The organism is Streptomyces sp. yr375 (genome assembly GCF_900110755.1).
Taxonomy (GTDB): domain Bacteria; phylum Actinomycetota; class Actinomycetes; order Streptomycetales; family Streptomycetaceae; genus Streptomyces.
In genome coordinates, this window is sequence record NZ_FOFF01000002.1 from 262,796 (window position 1) to 283,333 (window position 20,538).

General features: G+C 74.0%; 17 protein-coding genes. 4 read left to right on the plus strand and 13 right to left on the minus strand.

From position 1 onward, the window contains the following. Positions 1-216: 216 nt before the first annotated feature. On the plus strand, positions 217-2,271 hold the full coding sequence (locus BMZ82_RS03675) for a galactose-binding domain-containing protein (protein WP_093771888.1): 2,055 nt from the start codon (positions 217-219) through the stop codon (positions 2,269-2,271). A 43-nt stretch (positions 2,272-2,314) separates the two neighbouring features. After that, the gene (locus BMZ82_RS03680; protein ID WP_093771890.1) at positions 2,315-2,917 is read left to right on the plus strand and encodes a TetR/AcrR family transcriptional regulator; all 603 of its coding nucleotides are present in this window, start codon (positions 2,315-2,317) and stop codon (positions 2,915-2,917) included. Between the two features lie 12 nt (positions 2,918-2,929). On the opposite strand, the gene BMZ82_RS03685 is transcribed toward BMZ82_RS03680, so the two are convergent. Next, on the minus strand, positions 2,930-3,451 hold the full coding sequence (locus BMZ82_RS03685; RefSeq protein WP_093771550.1) for a peptidoglycan DD-metalloendopeptidase family protein: 522 nt from the start codon (positions 3,449-3,451) through the stop codon (positions 2,930-2,932). Between the two features lie 201 nt (positions 3,452-3,652). Between BMZ82_RS03685 and BMZ82_RS03690 the strand changes: the two genes are divergently transcribed. Together BMZ82_RS03690 and BMZ82_RS03695 are read left to right on the plus strand one after the other, a co-directional pair. After that, positions 3,653-4,135 carry a hypothetical protein gene (locus BMZ82_RS03690; protein WP_093771552.1) on the plus strand — a complete coding sequence of 161 codons (483 nt, stop codon included), beginning with the start codon at positions 3,653-3,655 and terminating at the stop codon, positions 4,133-4,135. A gap of 165 nt (positions 4,136-4,300) precedes the next feature. Next, positions 4,301-4,786 carry a hypothetical protein gene (locus BMZ82_RS03695; RefSeq protein WP_093771554.1) on the plus strand — a complete coding sequence of 162 codons (486 nt, stop codon included), beginning with the start codon at positions 4,301-4,303 and terminating at the stop codon, positions 4,784-4,786. Positions 4,787-4,789: 3 nt separating this feature from the next. Here the strand turns inward: BMZ82_RS03695 and BMZ82_RS03700 are convergent, their stop codons facing one another. The 12 genes from BMZ82_RS03700 to BMZ82_RS03755 all read right to left on the minus strand — a co-directional run bounded on the left by BMZ82_RS03700 (position 4,790) and on the right by BMZ82_RS03755 (position 19,334). After that, positions 4,790-6,178, minus strand: coding sequence for a DUF6519 domain-containing protein (locus tag BMZ82_RS03700; RefSeq protein WP_093771556.1), 1,389 nt, complete (start codon positions 6,176-6,178; stop codon positions 4,790-4,792). Positions 6,179-6,226: 48 nt separating this feature from the next. Beyond that, positions 6,227-8,365, minus strand: coding sequence for a hypothetical protein (locus tag BMZ82_RS03705; RefSeq protein WP_093771558.1), 2,139 nt, complete (start codon positions 8,363-8,365; stop codon positions 6,227-6,229). After that, positions 8,362-11,553 (minus strand): putative baseplate assembly protein, encoded by a 3,192-nt coding sequence (locus tag BMZ82_RS03710; RefSeq protein ID WP_093771560.1) that lies wholly within the window; start codon positions 11,551-11,553, stop codon positions 8,362-8,364. Before BMZ82_RS03710 ends, BMZ82_RS03705 begins: the two co-directional genes overlap by 4 nt. Next, on the minus strand, positions 11,550-14,393 hold the full coding sequence (locus BMZ82_RS03715; protein ID WP_093771562.1) for a putative baseplate assembly protein: 2,844 nt from the start codon (positions 14,391-14,393) through the stop codon (positions 11,550-11,552). Before BMZ82_RS03715 ends, BMZ82_RS03710 begins: the two co-directional genes overlap by 4 nt. Further along, complete coding sequence (locus BMZ82_RS03720) at positions 14,390-14,755, minus strand: GPW/gp25 family protein (protein WP_093771564.1); 366 nt, start codon at positions 14,753-14,755, stop codon at positions 14,390-14,392. Before BMZ82_RS03720 ends, BMZ82_RS03715 begins: the two co-directional genes overlap by 4 nt. A 5-nt stretch (positions 14,756-14,760) precedes the next feature. After that, positions 14,761-15,111 (minus strand): hypothetical protein, encoded by a 351-nt coding sequence (locus tag BMZ82_RS03725; protein ID WP_093771566.1) that lies wholly within the window; start codon positions 15,109-15,111, stop codon positions 14,761-14,763. A gap of 7 nt (positions 15,112-15,118) precedes the next feature. After that, positions 15,119-15,694: a phage baseplate assembly protein V gene (locus BMZ82_RS03730; RefSeq protein ID WP_143098814.1), complete on the minus strand. Its 576-nt coding sequence runs from the start codon at positions 15,692-15,694 to the stop codon at positions 15,119-15,121. Then, positions 15,691-16,809, minus strand: a complete 1,119-nt coding sequence (locus tag BMZ82_RS03735; protein ID WP_093771570.1) for a hypothetical protein — start codon at positions 16,807-16,809, stop codon at positions 15,691-15,693. The genes BMZ82_RS03730 and BMZ82_RS03735 overlap by 4 nt, the downstream gene beginning before the upstream one ends. 11 nt (positions 16,810-16,820) lie before the next feature. Next, a complete protein-coding gene (locus tag BMZ82_RS03740) occupies positions 16,821-17,144 on the minus strand; it encodes a LysM peptidoglycan-binding domain-containing protein (RefSeq protein WP_093771572.1) in 324 nt (107 codons plus the stop codon). Positions 17,145-17,209: 65 nt separating this feature from the next. Then, complete coding sequence (locus BMZ82_RS03745; protein WP_093771574.1) at positions 17,210-17,851, minus strand: hypothetical protein; 642 nt, start codon at positions 17,849-17,851, stop codon at positions 17,210-17,212. Further along, on the minus strand, positions 17,848-18,108 hold the full coding sequence (locus BMZ82_RS03750) for a hypothetical protein (protein WP_143098815.1): 261 nt from the start codon (positions 18,106-18,108) through the stop codon (positions 17,848-17,850). Before BMZ82_RS03750 ends, BMZ82_RS03745 begins: the two co-directional genes overlap by 4 nt. Then, positions 18,105-19,334 carry a Pvc16 family protein gene (locus BMZ82_RS03755; protein WP_177244361.1) on the minus strand — a complete coding sequence of 410 codons (1,230 nt, stop codon included), beginning with the start codon at positions 19,332-19,334 and terminating at the stop codon, positions 18,105-18,107. Before BMZ82_RS03755 ends, BMZ82_RS03750 begins: the two co-directional genes overlap by 4 nt. Positions 19,335-20,538: the final 1,204 nt, after the last annotated feature.

A 20,538-nucleotide genomic window follows, 5' to 3' on the forward strand; every position in this document is an offset into this window, starting at 1 on the left:
CGCATCGACCGTCCCCGTGCAACCGGCAGGCGGGCCAAGGTGGTTTGAGCCAGGCGTCCGCAGTTATCAGGTCAAGCGTCCCGGACTATTGACTCGGAACGCGTCTGTCGCGATCCTCATCCCACCTATCTTGCGTCGGTCATGACAAACCCATGGGCAGTCAAAACGCCCTAGTCGACCGCGCCTTCCGTCGACCGAGGGACGTGGGCTGTGACCATGACCGGACGCCCGTACCGCAGGCGCAGAGACGTCACCGTCGTCTCGCTGCTGCTTCTCGTGCTGGCCACGATCCTCGGCCCGACGCCGAGTTCGGCGGCGGGTGCGGAGTGGTGGACGCCGACCGCGCGGCCGAACCCCGACTCGCAGATCGACGTGACCGGTGCGCCGTTCACCGGGACCAACGCGGCGGGCGAGGTGCGCGGGTTCGTCGACGCGCACAACCACCTGCTCTCCAACGAGGCCTTCGGCGGGCGGCTGATCTGCGGCAAGGTGTTCTCCGAGGCGGGCGTCGCCGACGCGCTCAAGGACTGTCCCGAGCACTACCCGGACGGCTCGCTCGCGCTCTTCGACTACATCACGCACGGCGGCGACGGGAAGCACGACCCGGTCGGCTGGCCGACGTTCAAGGACTGGCCGGCCTACGACTCGATGACCCACCAGGCGAACTACTACGCGTGGGTGGAGCGGGCCTGGCGCGGCGGGCAGCGGGTGCTCGTCAACGATCTGGTCACCAACGGCATGATCTGCTCCATCTACCCGTTCAAGGACCGCAGTTGTGACGAGATGACGTCGATCCGCCTCCAGGCGAAGCTGGCCTACGACCTCCAGGCCTACGTCGACACGATGTACGGCGGCACCGGAAAGGGCTGGTTCCGGATCGTCCTGGACAGCGCGCAGGCGCGGGACGTCGTCAAGCAGGGCAAACTCGCGGTCGTGCTCGGCGTCGAGACCTCCGAGCCGTTCGGCTGCAAGCAGATCCTGGACATCGCGCAGTGCAGCAAGTCCGACATCGACAAGGGCCTGGACGAGCTGTACGGGCTGGGCGTGCGCAGCATGTTCCTGTGCCACAAGTTCGACAACGCGCTGTGCGGCGTCCGCTTCGACGAGGGCGGCCTCGGAACGGCCATCAACGTCGGCCAGTTCCTGTCGACCGGCACCTTCTGGCAGACCGAGAAGTGCACCGGCCCGCAGCACGACAACCCCATCGGCGACGCCGCCAGCGCGGCGGAGTCGGACCTGCCGGCGGGCACGGACGTGCCGTCGTACGACGCGACCGCGCAGTGCAACAAGCGCGGGCTCACCGCGCTCGGCGAGTACGCCGTGCGCGGAATGATGCAGCGCAAGATGATGCTCGAGATCGACCACATGAGCGTCAAGGCCACCGGCCGGGTGCTCGACATGTTCGAGGCGGCGAACTACCCCGGCGTGCTGTCCTCGCACAGTTGGATGGACCTGAACTGGACCGAGCGGGTCTACGCGCTCGGCGGTTTCGTCGCCCAGTACATGCACGGCTCCGAGGCGTTCGCCGCCGAAGCGAAGCGCACGAACGCGCTGCGCGACAAGTACGGCGTGGGCTACGGCTACGGCACCGACTTCAACGGCATCGGCGACCACCCCGCCCCGCGCGGCGCGAACGCCGCCGACAAGGTCACGTACCCCTTCAAGAGCGTCGACGGCGGCTCCGTCATCGACAGACTGACCACCGGGCAGCGGACGTTCGACGTCAACACCGACGGCGCGGCGCACGTCGGCATGATCCCGGACTGGATCGAGGACATCCGGCTTGTCGGCGGCCAGGACGTGGTCGACGACCTGTTCCGGGGCGCCGAGTCCTACCTCGACACCTGGGGCGCGGCCGAGCACCACCAGGCCGGCGTCAACCTCGCCAAGGGCGCTGCGGCGACGGCCAGTTACTCGGAGACGAACCCGGTCACCAGCTACGCGCCGGGCCGGGCCGTGGACGGCGACACCGACACCCGCTGGGCCAGTGACTGGAAGGACGACCAGTGGCTGAGCATCGACCTGGGCGCGACCAACCTGGTCAAGCGGGTCACGCTCGACTGGGAGCGCGCGTACGGGAAGTCGTACCGCGTCGAGCTGTCCACCGACGGCGTGAACTGGCAGACCGCCTGGTCCACCACCGCCGGTGACGGCGGCCTGGACACCGCGTCCTTCACCGGCACGCCCGCCCGCTATGTCCGGATGCACGGTCTGCAGCGCGGCACGGACTGGGGATACTCGCTGTACGAGGTGGGCGTCTACAGCAGTTGACGCGCGCCGGGAGACGAACGCGAGGGACACGCGGATGACGCGGATGACACGGATGCCGTCGGCCGAGCGCCGCCGACAGCTCACGGCGGCGGCGATCAGGGCGATGGCGCGGGACGGCGTCGCCGGCACGACGACCCGGTCCATCGCCGCCGAGGCGGGCGTGTCCCTCAGCGTCTTCCACTACTGCTTCGACTCCAAGCAGGCACTCGTCGAGTCGGTCATCACGAGCATCACCGACGAGTACGTGAGCGTGGTGAAGGAGGCGTTGCGGCCCCGGGCGACTCTCGAGGAGACCGTCCGGGCCGGCTTCCAGGCGTACTGGGACCACGTCCGCGCCCACCCCGACGCGCACCTGCTGACGTACGAACTCACCCAGTACGCGCTGCGCCGGCCGGGGTTCGAACAACTGGCGCGACGGCAGTACGAGTTGTACGGCGACGCGTACACCGAGCTCATCGAGCAGCTCAGCGCGAGCATGAACCTCCGACTGCGCGTGCCCGTCGCGGTGTTGGCCCGCTACCTGGCCGCGATGACCGACGGCCTGACCCTCAACTACCTCGTGCTCGGCGACGCGGACGTCTGGACCGGCGTCCTCGACACGGTCACCGCGCACATCGGGAGCCTGGTCGTGGCCGACGCCCCCTGACCCGGGGCGGGTTCAGAGCGAGGGCGGCGAACCGTCCTGGTTGAAGGTGACCGGGGTGACCGCCTCGGAGTTCGCCGTGTCCAGGAACATCCGGTACAGGTCCACCCCCTGGTACTGGCCGCCGGGCGCGCCGCCGATGATCTCGACCAGCGCCATGTGCAGATGCGACGAGGTGCCGGCGATCTCGTACACCTCGCCCAGCACATCCCCGCGGGACACCTGTGAGCCGACGGTCAGTCCGGCCGGGACGTTCGTGACGTGCGTGTAGAAGCCGCCCATCTCGTCGTTGGGGGCGCGCATGAACAACTGCGCGCCGTAGACCTTGGCGCTGTCGGCCGAGGGGTCGTGCGGGCTGTACTTGGTGATGTGGGCGTCGAAGGCGGCGCGCACCGGAGTGCCGGCGCCCGCGGCGAGGTCCATGCCGTACTGGATGTACCAGTTCTCGGACTGGTGGCCGCCCTCGCCGGGACCGCCCAGGGCGCCGACGAAACCGGCGGGGAGCGGGTTCGACACATCGATGGTGAATGCGGACATCGTTTATCCCCTTGCCTCTTCCCATTCCCTTTCTTCTTCCTCTTCTCATCCCAGTGTTGGGGTTTTCCGGGTCGATGGGACATGCAATTACCTTTGAGGGAACGGTGAATGTGGAATGCGAAACCACTATCCGCGTGTGGCGTGGCTGCGGGATCGGCGTCACGATGGAAGGGACGCCTGTCATTTCGCAGGGAGGCCACCATGACAGCGACCGCCACCATTTTCGACGTCTTCTGCATCCACGCCGCGACCGGCACCGACGCCGCCGCGAACGAGGCCGTGGGCGCACTCGCGGGCAAGATTCCGCTGGGCAGCCTGGGAACCTCGCTGCAGGGCTTCGTCCAGTCGGTGCCGCAGGCCGTCGCGGCGATCGACGCCGCCCGTGGCGACCCCGACGACCTGTACGTCACCACGAGCACCCAGGGCGACCTGTCCCAGGCGATCTGGCCGGGCAACGGCTCGACCGGCTCGGTGGCGTCGGGTCAGACGCAGCCGCTGGGGGTGACCGTGCCGGTCGACTTCGTCCAGAACCTCTCCCTGTGGGACCACGACGACGTCTCCGCCGACGACCTGCTGGGCTCGATCCGCATCGAGGAGTCGGAGCGCGGGGAAGGCCCCATCGCGAAACTCGCCTCCTCGCCGGTGGAGGGCTCGGTCTACTACGTCACGTACCAGGTCAACTAGATCGTGGACGGCGCCTGGATGTGTGAGCGGTGTCATGCGGAAGCGCCGCCCGACGCACAGCGGTGCCGCCGCTGCCATGCCGCGCTTCCGGCGTACGGCGAGGACGAGGATCCGCCGCCGCGACGCCCGTGGCGGCCGCGCCCGATCCATCTCCGGACCCAGGAGATGCGGCAGCCCACGACCCGCGTCCCGTACGAGCGGCCCCCGCGCCGGGATCCCCCGCGGGTGGAATCCGGGGACGGGAGCCGCCGCCCCCGTCCCGTCCCGATCGCCGCCCTCGACGGCAGCGGCACCGTCTACGGCGTCGCGCGCACCGTGCGGATGCGGACCGAGGTGAGCGGCAGCGACGGGGACGTCGGCACCACCGTCGTGTGCAACTTCAGCCTGGAGATGCGCGATCGCGCGGGCCGTCCGGTCGGGCTGGTGCCCGTCGAGATGCGCGGCGACCTGTTCGAGGGCGCCGTCAACGACGGGGACCGGGTGCGGGCCACGGGCCGGGCCAGGAACGGCACGCTGCGCGTCAAACGGCTGCGCAACCTGACGACGGGCGCCGAGGTCTCGGCCCGCAGCACCCCCGCCATCGTGGTCGCCGTCGTCATCCTGCTCTTCGTCGCGTGGCTGGTGGTCATCTTCGCGATCACCGGACGCTGACCGCTACCGCCGGTGCGCCAAGGGCACCCGGAGATCCACCAGCCGGAAGTCGTCGCCGCCCCGGGGGTCGATGTACGCGAGCGGGGCGTAGTGGTACGGCACTCCGTGCGGGCGGCGGCGCAGGGGCTGACCCTGGCGGGTGCGCGGCCATTCGACGTCGCCGGTGAGGACCCGGGCCGGGACGAGCCAGTAGTCGCCGTGGCGGTAGTTGCGCGGCTCGTCCTCCCCGGGGTGGAACCTGACCTGGACGCCGTCCTCCAGGGGCAGCCAGGTGCCCTCCCGCAGGAGCAGGCCCCTCTCGTCGCCCCCGTAGCCGTCGTCGCGGCCGCTCCTGCCGTGGTCCCAGCGGCGCAGGAACGGGCGGCGGCGCGGCACCTGACCGACTGTCCTGTCGTACGGGTCGTCCTCGGGCGGGCTGTCCAGTTCGACCCGGAACCCGGCGTGGTCGACCTTCCTGACCGTGTACAGGCGGCCGCAGCCCTCGTCGTACCGGTCCGACGCCCCCCGGCACACCGAGGCGTCGTCCAGCAGCTCCACCACGTCGCCCGTGTCCACGCCGAGCTTGTCGTCCCGGCCCAGGGTCTCCAGCTCCACCGACCGGCCGTCGACGGACCGCACCGGCAGCACCACGCAGCCGTTCTCCCGGGACCACTTGTACGTCGCCGTCCCCTCGCCGCCGCCCTGGTGCACCTCCACCCGGTAGAGCTGGTTCTCGGGCCCCCGGTACCCCGAGGACGCGGCGGACGAGGTGGACACGGTCGGGGCGTCGCCCGGCCCGTCGTCCGCCGGCCGTCCGGTCGCCGCGGAGAGCAGCCCGCGCGGCTCGAACGCGCCGCGGACGCGGTCCCGCAGGAAGTACGCGGCGCTGCGCATGTCGGGCACCGGCGCGTCCCGCCCCAGCGGGAGCACGCACACCTGCCACACCACCCGGCTGCGCGCGGTCGTGTCCGGGCCGTTCACGCCGAGCGCCACCTCACGGATCCAGGGCGCCTCCCACGCGGTGACCAGCCGCTCCCACACCCGCAGGTACACCAGGAACGGCCCCGAAGGCAGTTGGTCGTCCTCGTGGTCGGGGTCGAGGTGGCCGTCGGGCTGCTGCCAGTAGTCGGTGCCGTCGCACTCGCACAGGATGCCGTCGACGTACATGCGGCCCGGGGCCACGGTGAAGGTGTAGCCGTCGAAGTCGTCGACGCCGAAGCCGCCGAGGCCGTCCGCCTCAGGCGGGTAGGCGGCCGGCCCCATCAGGTCGGTGGCCAGCGTGCGCACGTAGTGCAGGAGGATCGCCGTCTGCTCGTTGATCTCGGCATCGAGCTGGACCCGGCCCTGCTGGGAGAGCACGGCGGAGAACCGCCGAGCGGGATCGAAGATGACGCGGGAGAAGTCGCCGTGCATGCGTGTGCTTCCTGCCTGGGCCGGGGCGGACAGTGTCGGGGCCGCTCCTCAGGTCACGAAGAACAGCCCCGGGTCGCATCCGGCCGGTGTGTACTCGGCCAGCCGGGTGCGGAGATTGTCCTCCCGCTGCGGCTGGAACAGGTGGTGCAGCGCGCCGGGTTCCGAGCCGTTGTCGCCCCCGCGGCGGATCACCTCGGCGCAGTGGTCGGCGAGCCGGACGTAGTCGGGGGAGCCGTACCGGGTGCCGGCGAAGCGCAGTGCGCGCGCCCGGGCGCCGGAATGGTCGGGCTCGCAGTGGAAGCGGGCGGGCGTCGCGCTCTTCGCGGACGGCAGCCAGCAGAACCGTACGGAGCCCTGGTCCCGGCGCTCGATGCGGACCTCGCCGGCCAGCAGGCAGTTCTCCAGCAGCTCCACGGCGTGGGCGCGCACGGCGCCGATGACGGTGCAGCGGCGGGCCGTGAGGAGGACGTCGGCGGGGCCGCCGTCCGGGTCGCTGAGCGCCGTCGCCTCGCTGAGGGTCGCGTCCAGCACGCTGTCGTACACCTCGAGCCGCGGCGGCTCCCGCCCGTCGCCCCGCGCGGCGATTGCCACGGGGCCGAGGACGCTGTGCCGGATCTCGGTGCGGACCGGGCCGCCGGAGATCTCCAGGCTCGGCGCGCCGGGCGCCAGGGGCGTGCCCCGGGACTCCAGTTCCCAGCCCGGCACGAACGTGCAGTGCCGGACGACGAGCCGGCCCACCCCGCCCCGCACTCGCACCATGCCGCCCGTCACCAGCAGCCCGTCCAGGACGAGCACCGCCGTCGCCCCGGCTCCGCTCTCGCGTCCGGTGATCGTCAGGGTGCGGGGGCGGTCGTCGTCGCGGCGGCCGGTCAGCCGGACGACCGGGCGGACGCCGTCGGCGGCGCGTACGGTGAGCCGGTCGCCGGGGTCGAGGCGCAGCTCGGTCAGGTCCTCGTACACCTCGTTGGCGGTGATCTCCACGATCGCCGCCGCCTTGTGCTCGTGCGCCCGCTTCTCCGCACGCCAGCGGCCGACCGCGTCGGCGATGGTGTGGTGGTTCTCGCCGGGACCCACCCGGTAGCGGTCCGTCGGGCCGGTCGCGGCGGGCTCCGGGCGCGGGTACTCGCCGCCGCCGAGGTCGCCGGAGAACGCGTGGTGGTACGTCACCCGCACCCCGTGCGCGGGAGCCGTGCCCGGCGCGAGCATGAGCCGGCCGAGCACCGGGTCGACGGCGACCTCCCCGGCGGCCAGCCGGAAACGCCAGTCGGAGAGGTCGGCGACGACGATCCGGTCCAGCAGCACGACGTCGTGCTCCTTGTCGGGGCCGGTCCACACGCACAGGCTCTTGCCCGGCCCGTAGTAGTCGTACAGGCGGTCCTTGAGGGCCCGGCGGCCGATGGGCTCCGGGACGTTCGTCTCGTCCGCGATGTGGAAGCTCGACGGCTCGGGCACCGGCGCGGTGAACAGGGGCGTGTCGACGGCGAGCACGTTGAACGTGTAGCAGGCCCGGTCGCGGTCCAGGCAGTACGCGGGCGCCCGGGTCACCGGGTAGGTGCGCAGCCGCCACAGGTGCAGGCCGACGGACTGGATGCCGTACCGGCCGACCCGGCGGGCCGAACCGGCGCGCGGCACCTCCACGGTGCGGGCCAGGGTGTCGAACGGCCCGCCCAGTTGGTCCAGCGCCCCCGCGTCCCGTACGTCGACCAGCGCGCCGCGCGTCAGCCTGCGGCGCGTGTCGGCCCCGTCGGAGGTGTAGCGGCGCACCGGCTGGGTGACGGACAGCAGCCGCCGGTACTCCACCACCCGGGCGGGCCACCCGGCCACCGCCGACGCGAGATCCTCCAGCAGCGCCAGGGTGCCCTTGCGGCGGCGGTTGACGACGGTGTCGGCGACGTCCCGGCGCGGTACGGCGGCGGCGGGCAGGCCGCTCGACCGCGCGGTGTCGTCGGACAGGGCGGCGGCGATCCGGGGCAGCAGCTCGTAGCCGACGAGGTCGCCGAGGTAGGGCACCACCCAGTCGTCGCATGTCTCGATGAACCAGTTGTCGTAGAGCTGCTCGATGTCCTCCCGCACGACCGCCGCCTGTTCGGCGACGACCGTCAGCAGCGCCCGCAGCGGGCCGCCCTGTTCCGCGTCGCGCCTGCGGTGCACGGCCGGCAGCAGCGCGTACAGCTCGTCCGGGGTCATGGAATCCTCCGCAGGATCAGCGTTCCGGGCACGGCCGGGTCCAGCAGCACCAGTTGGGCGGGGCGCAGCACCAGCCGCGGCAACGCGGCCGGTGTGGCCGGTGTGGCCGGGGTGGTGCCGACGGTGAGCAGGACCGTGGGCGCTTGCGCGGCGTCGACGACGGCGTTCGGGTCCGGCGGTCCGCTTCCCGCGGGGGCGGCGGCGGACGGTGTGCGGTCGCGTACCGCGCGCGGGCCGGCCGGGAGGGCCGGGACGAAGGCGGCGACGGACGGGTGTTCGGCGAACCGGACGACGTCGGCCGGGTCGGAGCCCTCCGGCACCCCGCCGAAGGCGTCCAGGTCCACGAAGTCGACGCCGGGCACCGCCTGCGCGGCGGCGATCACCGCGCTCTGGTACACGGGATGCCCCAGGTACGCGCCCCGGAAGCCCAGCCGGGCGGCCAGCGCCTCGCGCACCCGCCGCTCGACCTGCTCCGGGAGATGCCCGTCGGCCGTGCGCACGCCGAGCACCACCACCAGCCGGACCCGCTCACAGGGCTCCACCCGCACCGGCAGCGCCGGGTCGCCGTACCGGCGCAGCGCGCCGCGCAGGGCGGCCAGCAGCGGGGAGGAGGCGTCGAGCGGGGCGTCGTCGGCGGCGACGACGGTGACGTGCAGGATGGGCCGGCCGCCGTCCACGCAGCGGCGGGCGACGGCCTGGCCGACCCCCGCGAAGGCACGGGCGAAGGACTGGTGGTCGGCCACCGACACCAGGCGGTCGAACGCGGCGAGCCGCAGCGGGATCGTCTGCCGGGTGCGCGCCGGGCCGTCGGCGTCCGCGCCGCCCGTCGCGGGCAGCGGGTTGGTGACCCCGCTGACCCCGAACGGCCTGCTCACGAGCTGGTTGATCCGCCCGGCCGCGACATTGCCCGCGAGGCCGCCGCCGACCCGGTAGCGGGCGGTGACGTTCTCCGTGCCGGTCGGCGGGCGGGCCCCGTGCCGGCCGTCGCCGAACTCCACCGCCGCCCGCCCGTCGACGCCCGCGCGCAGCCGGAACACCTGGTCGAGCGGCCCCTCCTCGCCCAGGTCCACGGTCCGCCGCCAGGCCACGCCGTCCACCCGGACGGTGATGTCCTCCTCGCCGCCGTCGGCGCTCACCGACGGCAGCCAGACCAGCGGCCCGCGCCGCAGCCCGAACACCTGACCGGACCGGTCGGCGGCGCCGCTGCCCAGCACCTCGGCGACGGTCTCGCCCGCGGTCGCCGTGACCACGTTGCCGTGCACGACGACGCTGTCGCGCCGGTAGCGGTGCGCGAGCGGCGCGGTCAGCCGCAGCGTCGTCCGCACCCGGTCGTCGAAGGACGTCCCGTCGAAGGCATGGCGCACCCCCGCCAGGACGGCCAACTCCGCGCCCGCCACCCCCGCGCCGCCCCCGGGCACGACGTCCGTGCGCTCCCCGGAGACGATGACCAGCCGGCCGGCGGCCAGTCCCTCGAACGTGTCGTCCAGGGCGACGGCGTCCCCCGCCACGTCGGCGGGATCGGGCGCGGCGGCCGGTGTGAGCGGCTCGCCCGCCGCCCACACGGTGGTGGCCCGCCGCACGGCCATGTCCGCGCAGTCCACGGTCCACGGCTCGGCCAGCCGCAGCCGCGTCACCCGTACGGCGTCCACGTCGTTCGCGACGGACAACTGGCCGACCTCGACGACCCGGATCACCCGGGTGCGCGACCGGCCCGCCACCCGCACCGCGAGCCAGCTCCCCGGCTGGATCTCCTCGTGCACCGCGTCCAGCAGCAGCACGTCGCCCGGCAGCGCGCCCCCGCCCTCCGCCTGGGCCGCAGCCGCTCCGCGCAGCAGCCGCAGGACCCGGGCGTCATCCGGGATCGACGCGCCCAGCGGGGTGGCGACCACCCGGAAACGGTGCACGCCCGGCGCGGTGACCGGGGGCGCGACGGCGGACAGCGCCGCGTAGAGGGATGCGGCGACGCCGGGCCCGTTGCCCGCGAGGAGACGGGGCAGCGCGTCGGATCCGGCCCCCAGGGCGTCGGTCACCGCGGGCGCTGTCCGGCGCGGCGGCTCGCCCCGGCCGAGCGCGTCCAGCAGGGGTTCGACCGCGTGCTGCACCCGCCCGTCCGGGTCGGCGAGGTCCCGCAGCAGCGCCCGGCCGCCGGCTGCCGCCGCCCGCTCCGTCGCCCCGGCCAGCCGGCGCACGGCGTCCTGTACGGTCGCCAGCCGGACGGCCGCCCGCTCGGCCAGCTTGTCGACGTCCAGGTCGCCGCCGAGCCCGGCGAGACGGTCGTGCAGCCGCCGCAGCCTGCGGTCGAGCCGGGCCGCGAAGGTGTCCGGGTCGCGCAGCTCCTCGGCGCGCTGCCGGACCTCGCGCAGCAGCGTCAGCAGCTCCTCGAACGGCCCCTCGGACCGCGCCCGGCGCGCCGCGTCCTCCAGGTCCTCGCGCAGCGCGTCCACCGCGTTGTCCAACTGCCCGGCCGCGTCCGGCACCCGCAGCAGCACCGTGGTCCGCCCCCGCGCCGGATCGGGGTGCGCGCTCTCCACCACCCGGGTGAGGTTCAGCCGGGCGTCGGGGTAGGCGAACAGCAGCCGGTCACCGGGGCGCAGGGCGGGCTGGACCCCCTCGACGTCCAGAGAGCGGACGCGGATCGCGACGTCGGCGGTGAGGGCGGGCGGCCGGGTGGCGCGCACCGGCAGCCGGTTCCACTCCGCCCGCGCGGCGAGGTCCCCGGCGGTCTCGAAGACCACGGGCAGCGCGCCGGGCTCCGGCTCGCTCTTCACCTGCGAACCGGCCGGCACGACACACGACGTGCCCGGATCCAGTGTGTAGGCGAGGTGGGCGGCGGCCGCGAGCGCGGGGCGCGGCCGGTGCCCGACCAGCCGCCCGAGCCGGACCAGCGACTCGGGCTCCGCCGCCGTGCGCAGGAACCCCTCGTCGGCGATCCGCTCCTGATAGAAGGTCAGCACGTCGGCGACGACCGCCCAGGCGTCGAGCAGGGCGATCGAGGGATCGTCCGGCTCCCGCGTCGTCAGCCCGGCCAGCGGCCCGCGGTCACCGTCGTCGGCGCCGACGGCGGGCAGCCGGGCCAGCATCGCGTCGAGGAACTGCCGGTGGCCGCCCACCCGGTAGGACAGCGCGGGCAGCCCGGGACGGTTCCACACCGGCGGCGGACCCGGTCGGCCGGCGGGGCAGTCGGTCATCGTCCACCTCGCAGTCGCAGCGTCAGCCACCCGTTCTCCTGCCGGGTGACGTCACCGTCGAGCCGTGGCACCTCCAGCGGACCCAGCCGCAGCTCCCCGGACGGCGGCACGTCAGGCCCCTCCCGCTCCGCGCCGATCCCGTACCGGCGCAACTCGGCGACCTCGGCGTGCCGTACACCGGGCACGCCCATGCACAGCGCCACCAGGGCGCTGCACCGCACCGGAGTGCCGAAGGTGAGCGCCGCCGGGTCGAAGAAACCCGGCTCGCCGTCGGTCCGGCGGCCCGGCAGGAAGCGGCGCATCAGGGCCTCCCGCACATCGGCGGTGACGTAGTGCGGGTCGACGAGCACGTTCAGGCGCACGGTGAGCGGCACCAGCAGCGCGGGTCGGGTGACGACGTCGTGGCCGATGCGCCGGTAGCGGTGCAGCGCGGCCCGCACCTCCGCCAGCAGCGCAGGCGACGGCACGGCCGCCCCCGCCGGGTCGAGCGCCACGTCGGCCTCGTACCAACTGCCCGTCCAGCGCAGCGAGGCTGCGGCGCGCTGCACGTCGGGACGGCTCATGGCGAGGGTGGCGTAGTCCTCGGCGGTGACGGCGCGCAGCAGCGTGCGGAACGGGGCGCGCGGGGCGGCCCGCCGCACCTGGGCCAGCGGCTCCGGGTCGGTGCCGCCGCTCGCCGGCACCGGGTTGCGCACCCGCGTGATGCCCTCCAGCCCCCTGGCGGTGCGGTGCGCGATCCGGTTGACGGCCTCGCTGCCCGCGTTGCCCGCACGGCCGTTGCCCACCCGGTAGAAGGCGTACATCCCGGTCCCCGGGCGCGGCGCACGGCCGCACCGGTCGTCGCCGAAGCGCAGGGCGAGCACTCCCTCGTCGTCGGTCTCGGCCACCAGGTGCCGGTCCCGGGGGCCGCTCGCCAGCAGGTCCCGGCGCGGGGTCCAGACCGGGCCCGCGCCCGGATCCTCCGTGAGCGGATCCTCCGTGAGCTGGAGTACGGGCAGCGCCTCGCGGGGGTCGGGGCGCAGGGCGCTGCTCACCGGGCCGTGCAGGGCCGGGTCGGCGGGGTCCAGCCCGGCGGCGGCCCCCTTGCCCCAGGTCTGCTCCAGCTCCCAGCCCGCGTCGGCGTGGTCGAGCACGTAACCGGCGCGGGCGCGCTGGGCGAGCGTCTCCAGGCGGCGCAGCCTCGGTTCGAAGAAGTCCTCGAAGAGGGAGAGGAAGCGGGCGGCCCGGCCGCGCCGGTCGGCGTCGTCGGCGAGCCCGGCGAAGTCGTCGAGGAAGGACGCCCCGAACAGGGCCGTCAGCAGCTCACGGCTCTCCGGGTGCAGTTCGGCCACCCCGTGGTGCAGCTCCCGCAGCCCGTCCCGGGCCCTGGCCGCGAGGCCCAGGAGCCGCCGCCCCTGCGCGGCGGCCAGATCGGCCGGGCGCGGATACGGCGGCGACCAGGTGACGGGCCGCCCGCGCAACGTCACCGCCCGCCCCGGCACCCGGACGAACTCGCCGGACGCGTCACCGGGGAACCAGACGATCTCCAGGCCGTGTTCGACGAGCAGGGCGTTGCCCCGGGCCACGACGGTCGCGCCCGGCCGCCCGTCGGGGCCGCGCGGGTTGCGCACGCACAGCGGGAAGGCGAGGGCGTCCTCGTCGGCCCAGGCGATCTTCACGACCGCCGTACCGGTGTTCGCGTCGACGTCCCGGATCGCGCGGGTGAGCCGGACGGCCTGCCGGTGACCGGGGTCGGGCGGCCCGCCGCCGGGCCCGTGCGTCTCCTCCAGGACGAGCAGGTCGCCGATCCGCAGATCCAGCACCCGCCGCCCACGGCCACGGCCGCCGGCACTGTCGCCGTCGCCGTCGCCGCTGCCGTCGTCGTCGAGGAGGGCGGCGCGGGTGGCGCCGACGGGCAGCGCGAAGCCGTCCTGCCCCCAGGCCCACAGCGGCACGCCGTTGTGCGCGGGCAGCAGCCGCACCGGGCGTCGCTCCAGCGGCTGGTAGACCGGATGCGGGGCCGAGACCAGGGCCTCCGGCGGGATCACCGGGCCGTCGGACCGGTCCGACGGCTGCGTGAGGTCGTCCTCCGGCAGCGCCGTGAACGCCAAGTCACCGGTGTCCAGGGTCAGTTCGGTGGCCGTCTCGACGCAGACGACGGTGCGGGCCGCGCAGCCGTCGTGCATCGGGTAGCCGACCAGGCGCGCGTGCCGCCGCACCGAGGTGCGCAGCCGCGCCGTGTCGAGGTACGCCTCGGTGGCCACCGCGTCCTGCTGGTAGCTGAGCCGGTCCCCGACATGGGCCAGCAGCTCCACCAGGGTGACCCACAGATCGGGCGCGTGCCGCTCGGTCCAGCGCGGCAGGGTGAGCGAGAGCCGCTCCAGGAGCAGCCGGCGGAAACTCGCGTAGTCCTTGGCCAGGTAGTCGATCGCCGGGGCGTCGTCGGGCGGGGCGACCGGGGGAGCGGCCTTCGGGACGGGGCGCGGGGGGTGGCGGACGGCCGGGTGGAAGGTGAAGTCGGCGTGGTCGTGGCCGCCGTGGAAGCCCCGCCCCAGCACCCGCAGCCGGTACGTCGACTCGTCGCCCGGCCGGTCCAGGACCAGCCGCAGCCGGTTCGCCGCGCCGTCCCCCGCATCCGGCTCCGCCTCCTGCTCCGCGCCGTGGTGGACGCGCAGGACGCGGATGCCGACGATCCGCCGGCCGCCCTCGACGACGAACCGGGTGCGGTCCACGTCCGGCGGGAGCACCCCGAAGAAGGTGACGGTCAGCGTGCGCCGGTCCGGGTGCGCCCGCACCTCCCGGATCCCGGCCGGCCCGTTGTCGCGCCGGCCCTCGTACGACGGCCCGTCCAGCAGGCTCATGACGAGGTCCCCCCGCCCAGGACCGTGGCGGTGAGGCTCTCGCCGGTCGCAGTCAGGACGTACGCCACGTGCACCCGCAGCGTCGCCTCCTGCGAGGTCACCGTGACGGACTCCACCGTGAGCAGGTCGCCCAGCCACCGTTGCAGGGCCGCCTGGGCGGTCATCTCCAGGGTCGCGGCCAGCTCGGGACTGTTCCCGGCGAAGACCAGGTCGAGCAGGTTGCAGCCGAAGTCGGGCCGGTTCACCCGCTCGCCCGGGCTGGTGAAGAGGACCAGCTCGACCATGTCCCGGACATGGCCGGCGTGGCCCGCGCCCGCCGTGCGGCCACGCGCGTCCACCCGGTACGGGAAGTCGACGTCCATCGCGCTCACATCCCCTGGACCCGGAACTGCATGGCCAGCACCATCGGCGGGTTCGGCGGCGGGGTGCCCACGCCGATCGCCGGGGCGACGCCGGTCGGCGTCGGCTGCAACAGCGCGGGCAGACCGTTCACCAGCACCCGGGTGGACGTCTGGAGCCAGGTGACCGTCGTGCACGGCGGCGCCCCCATGCTGGCGGCGGGGAAACTGCACCCGGCCACCAGGAACATGTCGGCGCCGGTCAGCACCGGTTGGGCCGACACCATGACACGCTGCTGGACCGGCGCGGGGACGGTCACGAGGCCGGGCGGGTGCGCGCACATCATCATCGCGCCGTAGTGGAGCAGCAGTCCGGGCATGGTCTCCTCACAACACCGTCAGCGCGCCGTTGTTGACGTTGATCTGGGGTCCGGCGAGCTGGATGGTGGCGAGGCCGGGACCGCAGGAGATCTCGATCGACACCTCGTTGATCTTGATGAACGGCCCGTTCTCGCCGTGCAGTTGGAGCTTGATCCCGCCCGCGGGCCCCGGCAGGTCGCTGATGACGAGGGCGTTGCCGGTCGGCGTCGCCAGCACGATCTGCGGGACGCCCGGCGGGGCCGACTTGGCGGCCGACGGCACGTCCTTCGGCCCGCCGCGCCGGAACCCGACCCACACCGCCCGCTCGGGGTCCCCGTCCAGGAACCGCACCCACACCCCGGAGTCCGGCGGCGGCACCACGTACATCCCGCAGTCCGAGCCGGCCATCGGGGTGAGCGGCGCGGCCCACACCGGGGCGTCGTCCCCCAGCACCTCCGGGACCCGGACCAGGAACCGGCCGACCCCGGTCGGATCGACGGCGGACACCACGACCCCCTCGTACAACCCGTGCCACTGGTTCACCTGCGCCGCCGTATGCGCATACGCGCGTGTTGTCGGGTCTGTCGTCTCTGTCGTCGTCATGCGGTCACCGCCTGGGTGTCGGCGCCGAGCCCGTCGCGGACCAGCGCGAAGTGCTGCCTGTAGGTGTCCCGGGTGAGGTCGTGGGTGACGGCGGCCACGAAGTACCGCCCGTCGTACGCCCGTCCCGCCCCGCGCACGCCCACCAGACCGTGGGCGGCCAGGACGTGGCCGTAGCGCAGCACGTCGACGGTGCCGCGGCCGGTGACGGCGTCGGCGGCGACCTCGCGGCCGAGCCCCGCCAGCAGGGTCCGGGTCAGGGAACGGCCGGTCTGCCCGGTCAGCGCCCCCGTGCGCAGCGCCTCGGCCGGACTCGCCGCCAGGCTCTTGCGCAGTACGCCCGGATCGGGCGCGGTGACCTCGGAGGCGGTCGTCGACGGCGGCTCCAGCCGGTCGACGGAGTAGCCGGAGGCGGCCAACCCGTCGAAGGAGAAGGTGAGTTCCTCGACGTTGTCGGCCGCCCCGCAGCCCGTGGTCAGGGCCGGCTGGAGGGCTCCTTCGCGGTGCTGCGGCCCCCAGTAGGCGGTGCTGACGCCCGGCGCGGGCCCCGGTTCGAGATGGAAGACGTGCCCGACGTCCGCGGCCATCGCCCGCAGATACGCCAGGTCGGTCGCCGACTGCACCGGAATGTCGATCACCGGGTTGGGCTGGTCGGTGAGCACCGGCGCCACGGCCCGCGGCGTGATCCCGTACTGCGCGTACCCGGCGCACACCGCCGTCGCCCGAAGCTGCGGCGGCAGCCCCGGGTACGCCCGCCGGACGTGCCGCAGGTCCATCAGCACGGTCAGGTCCTCGCCGGTCACGACGAGGAACGACGCGCCCGGCGCCCGCCCCGCGTGCAGCTCCTGATGGGTCACCACGCCGTCCATCAGCACATGACACCGGCCCGCCAGCACGACGGCGACCACGACCCGCTTCTTCACGTAGAGCGCCCCGCCCGGCCCGACCGCCCCGGCCGACGGCGACCCGGCACCGGCCGCGAAGGTGAGCTGGAAGCCGTTGGTCCGGCCGCTGGCCGAGGTGATCCGCACCCCGTGCAGGGCGTCGACCAGCGCCGCCGGGGCCGGCGCGGGCACGGTGTCCCCGACGAGCAGCATCAGATGCAGGTGATGTGTCATCCGCTGACTCATCACGCGTCCGGTGCGGTGCCGCCGGCCGCCGACGCCTCGGCGGGCAGGGTGATCCGCAGCCGCCGGCCGGGCACGGCCGTCAACTCGTCGGGACACATCGCCCGGTTGGCGTCGGCGAGCCGCCACGACTGCTCGGGGTCGCCGTAGCGCCGGGCCGCGATCCGGTCGAGCCGGTCACCGGCCGCGACGACGTGTTCGCCGACGCCCGTCAGCTCCTCCGGCTGCGGCAGGAACCGGCGTCGCAGATGGGTGACGGTCCTGCCGTCCGCGAGGGCGCGGGTCGTCGTGGGGACCGCGTGATACCTGCTGCCGGGCTCGAACATGGCCGGTCTCCTCTCGCATCTGCTCATACCTGCGTATACCTGCGTATATCTGCTTGTATCAACTCTCATCCGCTCGTATAGCCGACTGTTCCCGGGCCGTAGCCGACGAGTGCGGCGAAGCGTTCCCTGCCCTGCTGGTACTGGAGGTACAACCCGCCGGCCTTGTGGTCGAAGCCCACGTCGTCGACGGTGAGGACCCGCACGGTGAGCGTCACCCGCGCCCTGATCGGACTCAGCTCCCCGTCGTACGCCTCCTCCGTCACATCGAGGTCCAGCATCCGCACCGGCAGCACCCGGTGCGCCCCGAGCACCAGCACGGGCAGCGGGGCCTGGACGGGGGCGATCTCCAGGATTCCCTGGGCAGCCAGGTCGTTCTGCCGGGTCAACTGCGCGGCCGTGGGCGCGACCGCCGTCTCCAGCGCGGACAGCATCCCGAACAGCCCGGACCCGGCGGGCGGCGCGGGACCGCCCGCCGGGGCCACCTGGTCCGTCGCGTCGAACTCCGCGTCGATCCGGAACGTCTCCCGGGGCGGCCCCTGCAACCGCAGCGCCTCCAGCCGGTCACCGGCGTCGGCGCCGATGCCGCGCGGCTGGAGCGTACGGGTGACGCTGTCGGGGTTGTACTGGAACGGCACGACCCGCAGCACCCGCCCCTGCTCGGGATCGAGGAACACGAACCCACCGCGCCGCGGCACAGCTCCGGTCATGACGCCGCCTCCTCGGTCGCCATCGCCCGGTGGACGGCGCGGGCGATATGCCGGGCGAGGGCGGCGAGTTCGCCATCCACGGGTACGGGTACGCGAGCGGGTGCGGGCGTGAGGCCGAGGAGTACGGCGAGTTCCGTCTCGACGGCCGCGCAGAGCGCCGCCCGGGACACGTGGGCGGCGGCCGGGTCCAGCACGAGCCGGCGGATATGCAGTTCGACCCGGGTAGTGCCCAAGCCCATGTCGATGTCCATGCTCATGTGATCACCAGTGCCGTGTCGGCGTCGAAGCGCTCCGCGTCCGGGGCGGCCACCGGGCTGTCCACGCCGTCGACGCGCAGCCGCAGCGGATACCGCCCCGGCAGGCCGCCCGAGGCCAGCCGGAACCGCAGCTTGCGCGTGGCCCGCGAGAAGGGCTCGGCGAGCACGGGCAGATCCGCCACGAGCAGCTCGGCCCGCTGCCCGGGGTGCACGGCGGGAGTGCAGTCCAAGGACAGCACCATCGCCCCCTTCGGGCCCTTGGCCCCCTTCGCGGCGCGTACGACGGTCAGCGGCAGGGCGCTGGTGATGCGCGGCGCGATCTGGAGGGTACGGGGCGCGGTGGTCCGTTCGCTGCCGTCGGGAGCGGTGAGGACGACGACCACCGACCAGTGGCCCGCGCCGAGTTCCTCGCCCAGGGTGACCCGCACGGCGGCGGCCCCGTCGGAGCGGGCGGGCAGGACGACGGGCCCGCCGAGCAGCGGATGCGTAAGACGGACGCTGGCCACCCCCGCCCCCGCCCCGAACCCGCTGCCGCTGAGGACGACGTCGGTGCCCGGCGGCGCGATCGCGGGCAGTACGGCGTGCAGCACCGGCCACGGTTCGGCCGCCGTCGGCGCGGCCTCCGGACCGGCCCCGGCGGCCCCGCGCCGCAGGACCGGCAGGGGAGTGCGGCCCGGCACGGAACTGTCGACGAGCACGACCCGGGCCTCGTACGGCACGGACAGCCGGTAGTCGTGGCCGAGCGCCGTCCACAGCCGCCACATCTCGTCGGTCGGCAGCACCGCCGGGGTGACCTTCACCGGCTCGGGCTGTAGATGCAGATCACTGAAGTCGGCGGCGGCCTTGAGGGCCGTGGCGGGCAGCTCGGGCCGGTCGTGCAACGCCGACATCGCCGCGCAGAGCAGCCGTTCGGGGAGGGTGGAGTCCTGGTCGCGGGGCGCGTAGCCGGTGAGCAGGTAGTGCAGGACGAGGGGCAGCGCGGGGTGGTGGGTCTCACCGGGGTGCGTGTCGAGGGGGTCGGTGTTGCGCCAGGCCGCGTCGATGGCGGTGCGGTAGAGGAAGACGTTGAGCGTGGGCACCGGTCCGTGGCCCTCGTCGCCGACGTCGTCCATGCCGCCGGGATGACGCACCGTCACCACCCCATCCGGCACCGCCCGGCGCACGGCCTCCTGCAACACGGCCCGCAAAGTCTCCGTCACGGCGGCAACAGCCAGCACGTCACTCACGCCCGCCTCCCGAGGTACTCCTCCAGCGACATCTGCGACCGGCGTGGGGGAGTTGGGGCGGCGGAAGCGTTTGGCCGGGGGCGGGTGGTGTGGACGACGAGGCGGTCGATGGTGATGTGCAGGACGGTTTGGGTGGGGGCTGCTGTGGGTGCGTTGGGGGGTTCTGGAGGGGGTGCTGATTCGGGGGTGGGGGATGTTCGGGGCGTGGGGCGGGTGGGGTGCGCGGTGTGCGTGGGGCGTTCTGGTGCCGTGGGGGCGGCGGACCTCGCGGTGCGGACCTGGAGGTGAGGGTGCGGGGCGAGTGGCGGGGGGCTCGGAGGGGTGTTCGAGGGGGCGCTGACCGGGGGCGCGAGCGGGATGGGGGCTGCTTGGGAGGGGGCCGGGGAGGGGGCCGGGGACGAGGAGCGGGGCTGGAGCGGGGGCGGTTCCGGGAGGTGCGGGGGTGTGGCGGTCCGGGACGGGGGTGGCTCGGAGGGCGGCAAGGGAGGCATAGGTGAAGCGGTGTGGGACCGGTGTGGCTGAGTGGCGGCTGGGGGTGCGGTGGTCCGGGACGGGGCTGGTGGGGAGACGGGCGGACGTGTGCTGGCCTCGGGCGGGGACGGTTGGGAGAGGCGCGGGGGTGTGGTGATCCCGGACGGGGGCGGCTGCGAGACGGGCGGAGGTGAGGTTGTCTCGTATGGGGGTAGCGGGGAGGGGGACGGGGGTGTGGTGGTCCCGGATGGTGACGGCGGGGAAGCGGACGGAGGTGAGGTGGTCTCGGATGGGGGCAGCGGGGAGGCGGGTGGAGGTGAGGTGGTCCCGGATGGTGACGGCGGGGAGGCGGGCGGAGATGAAGTGGTCTCGCGCGAGGGCGAGGGCGAGGGCGAGGCTGGGGTCGGGGTCGGGGTCGGGGTCGGTTCGGTGAGGTGCGGAGGCGAGGCGGGGGCGGACCGGGATGGTTCGGCGGCGCTCGGAGACGCGGTGGCGATGGACGGCGGTGGGTCGGAGGCGACAGTCGTCGCTTCCGGTGCCGTCGGCCTCGCGGCAGCCTCGACCGGGGGCACCTTGTTGTGTGCCCGCTCGGCGATCGTCAAGGGGCTGGGCTGGACAGCGCGCTCGGCGAATCCTCCGACGCGCTTGTCGCCGGTTGCCGGGCTGTGGGGCGGTGCCGTGCCTGGGGACTGGGGCGACGTGTTCGGGCTGAGTGGCGGCGAGCCTGCGCCTG

Bases quoted from the DNA above. Each gene is read 5' to 3' on its own strand.
- BMZ82_RS03675 (WP_093771888.1), top strand. From the start codon at position 217: ATGACCGGACGCCCGTACCGCAGGCGCAGAGACGTCACCGTCGTCTCG.
- BMZ82_RS03680 (WP_093771890.1), top strand. From the start codon at position 2,315: ATGACACGGATGCCGTCGGCCGAGCGCCGCCGACAGCTCACGGCGGCG.
- BMZ82_RS03685 (WP_093771550.1), bottom strand. From the start codon at position 3,451: ATGTCCGCATTCACCATCGATGTGTCGAACCCGCTCCCCGCCGGTTTC.
- BMZ82_RS03690 (WP_093771552.1), top strand. From the start codon at position 3,653: ATGACAGCGACCGCCACCATTTTCGACGTCTTCTGCATCCACGCCGCG.
- BMZ82_RS03695 (WP_093771554.1), top strand. From the start codon at position 4,301: ATGCGGCAGCCCACGACCCGCGTCCCGTACGAGCGGCCCCCGCGCCGG.
- BMZ82_RS03700 (WP_093771556.1), bottom strand. From the start codon at position 6,178: ATGCACGGCGACTTCTCCCGCGTCATCTTCGATCCCGCTCGGCGGTTC.
- BMZ82_RS03705 (WP_093771558.1), bottom strand. From the start codon at position 8,365: ATGACCCCGGACGAGCTGTACGCGCTGCTGCCGGCCGTGCACCGCAGG.
- BMZ82_RS03710 (WP_093771560.1), bottom strand. From the start codon at position 11,553: ATGACCGACTGCCCCGCCGGCCGACCGGGTCCGCCGCCGGTGTGGAAC.
- BMZ82_RS03715 (WP_093771562.1), bottom strand. From the start codon at position 14,393: ATGAGCCTGCTGGACGGGCCGTCGTACGAGGGCCGGCGCGACAACGGG.
- BMZ82_RS03720 (WP_093771564.1), bottom strand. From the start codon at position 14,755: ATGGACGTCGACTTCCCGTACCGGGTGGACGCGCGTGGCCGCACGGCG.
- BMZ82_RS03725 (WP_093771566.1), bottom strand. From the start codon at position 15,111: ATGCCCGGACTGCTGCTCCACTACGGCGCGATGATGATGTGCGCGCAC.
- BMZ82_RS03730 (WP_143098814.1), bottom strand. From the start codon at position 15,694: ATGACGACGACAGAGACGACAGACCCGACAACACGCGCGTATGCGCAT.
- BMZ82_RS03735 (WP_093771570.1), bottom strand. From the start codon at position 16,809: ATGACACATCACCTGCATCTGATGCTGCTCGTCGGGGACACCGTGCCC.
- BMZ82_RS03740 (WP_093771572.1), bottom strand. From the start codon at position 17,144: ATGTTCGAGCCCGGCAGCAGGTATCACGCGGTCCCCACGACGACCCGC.
- BMZ82_RS03745 (WP_093771574.1), bottom strand. From the start codon at position 17,851: ATGACCGGAGCTGTGCCGCGGCGCGGTGGGTTCGTGTTCCTCGATCCC.
- BMZ82_RS03750 (WP_143098815.1), bottom strand. From the start codon at position 18,108: ATGAGCATGGACATCGACATGGGCTTGGGCACTACCCGGGTCGAACTG.